Source organism: Novosphingobium sp. NDB2Meth1, from assembly GCF_900117425.1.
Classification (GTDB): Bacteria; Pseudomonadota; Alphaproteobacteria; order Sphingomonadales; family Sphingomonadaceae; genus Novosphingobium.
In genome coordinates, this window is the sequence record NZ_FPEH01000004.1 from 1 (window position 1) to 3,701 (window position 3,701).

Annotated in this window: 3 protein-coding genes; all 3 read left to right on the plus strand. The window is 61.8% G+C overall.

Annotated features, from left to right (window positions below; genetic code table 11):
• The first annotated feature begins 127 nt into the window (after window positions 1–127).
• The 3 genes from NDB2M1_RS00025 to NDB2M1_RS00035 are packed head-to-tail and all read left to right on the plus strand — an operon-like array spanning window position 128 to window position 3,581.
• The gene (locus tag NDB2M1_RS00025; protein WP_072378521.1) at window positions 128–1,672 is read left to right on the plus strand and encodes a tyrosine-type recombinase/integrase; all 1,545 of its coding nucleotides are present in this window, start codon (window positions 128–130) and stop codon (window positions 1,670–1,672) included.
• Window positions 1,666–2,580: a tyrosine-type recombinase/integrase gene (locus NDB2M1_RS00030; RefSeq protein ID WP_072378523.1), complete on the plus strand. Its 915-nt coding sequence runs from the start codon at window positions 1,666–1,668 to the stop codon at window positions 2,578–2,580. The genes NDB2M1_RS00025 and NDB2M1_RS00030 overlap by 7 nt, the downstream gene beginning before the upstream one ends.
• Window positions 2,577–3,581 carry a tyrosine-type recombinase/integrase gene (locus tag NDB2M1_RS00035; RefSeq protein ID WP_072378524.1) on the plus strand — a complete coding sequence of 335 codons (1,005 nt, stop codon included), beginning with the start codon at window positions 2,577–2,579 and terminating at the stop codon, window positions 3,579–3,581. Before NDB2M1_RS00030 ends, NDB2M1_RS00035 begins: the two co-directional genes overlap by 4 nt.
• Window positions 3,582–3,701 lie beyond the last annotated feature (120 nt).

Below are 3,701 nucleotides of genomic sequence, written 5' to 3' on the forward strand. Positions count from 1 at the left end.
ACGTATTCTTTGCAGTCGACATTTATGTCGAGCATTGCGGCCGGAGGCGTGGGATTGCGTCGATTGGTCATGATTTTACTCCAGATAATTGCTCTTTCTTCGGCCTCACCAAGTCGAAGGAGCCGCTATGTCATCAAGATCATTTGCTTCGTTTGAGCCTGCGCCGCGCAGGACAGAAGATCCGCCCATTCCCGACGCACTACTCACCGCATTCCTCTCCTCTCTATCTTCCGAGGGGGCGGCGTGTTCAGTCGTGTACGGTGCTGCTGTCCGGCATTTTCTGCACTGGCTGGATCTGCAGGGGATCGCGATCCGCACGCTCGACGATCGCGTCGTTCGGCGGTTCGAGAAGCATCGGTGCCGGTGCCACCGGTATTCGGCGCAGCAAGCGGTCTACAAGGCTGATATTGCGGCGCGGGTCAGGCGTTTCATCCGGTTTCTGGAAGATCGAGGATACATCGCTGTTGGCGACGGCCAGGCCGATATCGGCAAGCATCTTGCCGCCTATTCGGCCAAGATTGCCGATCAGATGTTCACCAGAGGAACGGCGCGCAACTACAGATCCGACGCCGAGCATTTTACCGCATGGTTGCGGGTGTCACGCCTGGCTTTGGGCGACGTCGATGCCGAGCTGATCGAACGATACGCCCACCACGATTGCCGGTGCCCGGTTTATCGCAAGCGAGGCAAGCTGGTCAGGTCGGGGACGAAGCGGCGACGGCGTTGTGCTCAGAGTTTTGTTGAGTTCCTGCGCACCCGTGGTGCGATCGCACCGCTGGTTCCGGTAGCGGAGACCGATCCGCACATGTCGGCCTACCTGGCGTGGCTCAAGCAGCACCGGGGAGCGAGCGACGAGACGATCCGCCGTTACCGCAGCGATATCACGCGGCTCACGCCTATGCTGGGCGAGCCCTCGCAATGGGACGCTGCCATCCTGAGAAGCGCGTTCGAACGGCGAAGCAAGGAGACCCCAGGGTCGGTCTCGCTGCTCGTCACGATCATGAGGAGCTACATTCGTTTTCTGATCGGTCAAGGCGAGTGCCGACCGGCGCTGTTGCACGCGATCCCCTCGGTTCAGCGATACCGTCTTTCGAACCTGCCGCGCTACGTCGATGCGGCGACCATCGAGAGGATAATCGCGGCGTGTGGAACCCACCGTCCGGTGGAAGTGCGTGACAAGGCGATCATTCTCCTGCTTGCCAGGCTCGGACTGCGAGCGGGCGATGTCAGGGACATGCGGCTCGACGATATCGATTGGCGGGGCGGGTACGTCCGGGTCAAGGGCAAGACGCGAAGGCCGGACCGCTTGCCACTGCCGCAGGATGTCGGCGATGCGATCCTTGCCTATCTGGCGACAGCTCGTCCCAGGTCCGGCGAGGAACATCTTTTCCTCCGCGCATTGGCGCCGTTCACACCATTTGTCTCGTCGGCCGAGATTGCAGGGATCGTGTCGCGCGTTCTCGATCGGGGCGCGATCGAAGGGGTGCCGAGCGGGTCGCACATTTTTCGGCATTCGCTTGCCACCAACATGCTGCGCGCGGGCGCGGGTCTGGAGTCCGTTGGGACCATCCTGCGTCACAGCTCGCCCGAGACCACCGCCATCTACGCCAAGGTCGATCTGCCGATGCTCACGAAGATCGCGCAGCCTTGGCCGGGAGACCTGCCATGCTGAACACACATATCGCCCGCTATGTTGGGCTGCATCGCAGTCTGGGCCGCAAGTTTGCCGAACAGGAACGCATGCTCCAACTCTACTCGGGCTTTGCTTCAGGCTTTGGCGATAGGCACACCAGGATCGAGCGGATCTACGACTGGTGCCATACCTCGAGTTCGCAATACGTGGCGCGGAGACGGTTCGATACCCTGCGCAACTTCAGTCTCTTCGCCCAAGCCGAGGATTCGGCCCACGAGGTTCCGCCCGCCGGTGTATTCGGCCGCGGCAAGCGGCCGCGCCCGACGCCGCATATCATCGAACCGGAACAGATCCGGGCGATCATGACGGCAGCGTTGGAGCTCCCGCCCAAGGGCATGATCAGCCCACATACCTACCATTGCTTGTTTGGACTGCTGGCCGCGACGGGCCTTCGGATTTCCGAGGCCCTGGCGCTGCAATGCGATGACTTGGTCGAAGATGGCCTGATTGTTCGCAACGGCAAGTTCGGCAAGCAGCGGCTGATTGCCCTGCAGCCATCGACGCGCCAAGCACTCGAAGCCTATCTCGCCCTCCGCGAGAAGCACGCGGTCAGGGGCAACGACCTGTTCGTCACTATCCGGGGGAGAGCACCGCACAAGGTGCGCGCCCACGTCGTATTCGTCAGACTGGCGCGACAGCTCGGATATCGTGGACCGACCGGAACAGCCGGTATGCGGCTTCACGATTTGCGGCACACTTTCGCCGTGCGATCGCTGGAGTCATGTCCGCCGGACAGGGAAGCAGTTGCGCACCACATGGCTGGTCTCAGCGTCTATCTGGGGCACGCCTCGATCGCCAACACCTATTGGTATCTCGAGGCCACTCCGGTGCTGCTGCGCGACATCGCAACCGTGAGCGAACACCTTTTTCTGGGAGAAGCAGCATGACGGCGCTTGCTCCCCATCTTTCCGCATACCTCCGCGAGCACCTGCCACGCGAACGCGCCGTCAGCCCGCACACGGTGAAGACCTATGCCAACTGCTTCGTCTTGCTGGTCCGGTTTGCTGCCGATCAGCTGAAGCGTCGGCCGACCGATCTCGAGATCGAGGACCTCAGTACCGATTTGATCCTGGCATTTCTCAACCATATCGAAGCCCAACGCGGCAGCTCCGTGCGGACCCGCAACGGCAGGCTCGCCGCGATCCGGTCCTTCTTCCGGTACATCGAGTATCGGATCCCGGCTTGCCTTGATCAAGCGCTTCGGGTCCGATCGATCCCGAGCAAGAAGACGGACAAGGCGCTCATAGACTACCTCGACCGGGACGAGATCAAGGCATTGCTCGATGCCCCCGATCCCCGGACACGCCTTGGCACCCGCGATCGCGCCATGCTGCATCTGGCCTATGCTGGCGGACTGAGGGTGTCGGAACTCGTAACGCTGCAGCTGCGCGATTTCCCGGACCGCTCGCTGTCCACCGTGCATATCATGGGCAAAGGCCGCCGCGAGCGGGTCTTGCCGCTATGGAAGGAGACCCAGTTCGCACTGCGCGCATGGCTTGCGATCCGTCCCGATGCGCAAGTCGCCGAGATATTCCTCAACGCCAACGGGCAGCCCATGACCCGCGATGGGTTCGCATTCCGACTGGCCGAACACGTTAAAACTGCGGCAGCGAAGCAGCCTTCGATCCTCCGCAAACGGGTTACGCCGCACGTGCTGCGCCATTCCTGCGCGATGCACACGCTCGCGGCGACCGGGGACATCCGCAAGGTCGCGTTGTGGCTGGGCCACGCCAGCATCCAGAGCACCGAAACCTACTTGCGGGCGGATCCCGAGGAAAAGCTGCAAATCCTCGCGGCCCACGGCGCACCTGCGATCAAGCCCGGACGTTTCAAGCCGCCCTCAGATGCCCTGATCACCATGCTCACCGACGTTCGGAGGCGGGCTTAGCCCGTCCCCGGACATTCCCTCAACCCCCATATTATCTGGAGTAAAATCATGACCAATCGACGCAATCCCACGCCTCCGGCCGCAATGCTCGACATAAATGTCGACTGCAAAGAATACGTG

What these genes read in the sequence shown, in the direction of transcription:
- NDB2M1_RS00025 (WP_072378521.1), top strand. Translation starts at nt 128, where the DNA reads ATGTCATCAAGATCATTTGCTTCGTTTGAGCCTGCGCCGCGCAGGACA.
- NDB2M1_RS00030 (WP_072378523.1), top strand. Translation starts at nt 1,666, where the DNA reads ATGCTGAACACACATATCGCCCGCTATGTTGGGCTGCATCGCAGTCTG.
- NDB2M1_RS00035 (WP_072378524.1), top strand. Translation starts at nt 2,577, where the DNA reads ATGACGGCGCTTGCTCCCCATCTTTCCGCATACCTCCGCGAGCACCTG.